This window comes from Mesorhizobium sp. M7A.F.Ca.CA.004.04.2.1, from assembly GCF_004022825.1.
Taxonomy (GTDB): Bacteria; Pseudomonadota; Alphaproteobacteria; order Rhizobiales; family Rhizobiaceae; genus Mesorhizobium.
Genome location: NZ_RZPH01001715.1, coordinates 1 through 543 on the forward strand (window position 1 = coordinate 1; position 543 = coordinate 543).

At 64.1% G+C, this 543-nt stretch carries 1 protein-coding gene; it reads right to left on the bottom strand.

Annotated elements, in window-relative coordinates:
• Positions 1-229: 229 nt before the first annotated feature.
• A partial coding sequence (locus EN893_RS37170; protein ID WP_128362316.1) for an aldehyde dehydrogenase family protein occupies positions 230-543 on the bottom strand: 314 nt, incomplete at its 5' end.

The window sequence follows — 543 nt, forward strand, 5'->3', positions numbered from 1 at the left end:
GCGGTCACGTCCTGGGCTCAGGGCGTCCTTGCCGACAAGATCGACCAGACGGCCGCCGCGATGGAAGCAGAAACGACGCCGTAACGACTTGCCGTTGAAACGGCAGTAGCCAATCGAAGAAAGATGCCGCCGGGTTTCGCCCGGCGGCATCGCTTTTTCCCGGCCATGGACTGGCTATCCCAGGATAGCCACCGAGCTGGCTATCCGGAGCTGGCGAGGTTCGAAACACTCAGACGTGCTTGCGGCCACCGGTCTCGCGGAACCAGCTGTCGGGGTACGGATACCACCATTCCTGGATTGCAGGCTTGTGGTCGATGATCACCATTTTGGAGCGGCGGAAGGCGTCGAGCCCCTGGCGTCCGAGCTCGCGGCCGAGGCCCGAGGCCTTCCAGCCGCCGAAGGGCAGGGCATCATTGTCGATCAGCGGGTTGTTGACCCAGACCATTCCGGCTTCGAGCCGTTCAGCCGCCTCGTGGGCTTCGGCCAGATCGGTGGTGAAGACAGAGGCGCCGAGCCCGAACGGGCTGTCATTGGCAAGCCGGA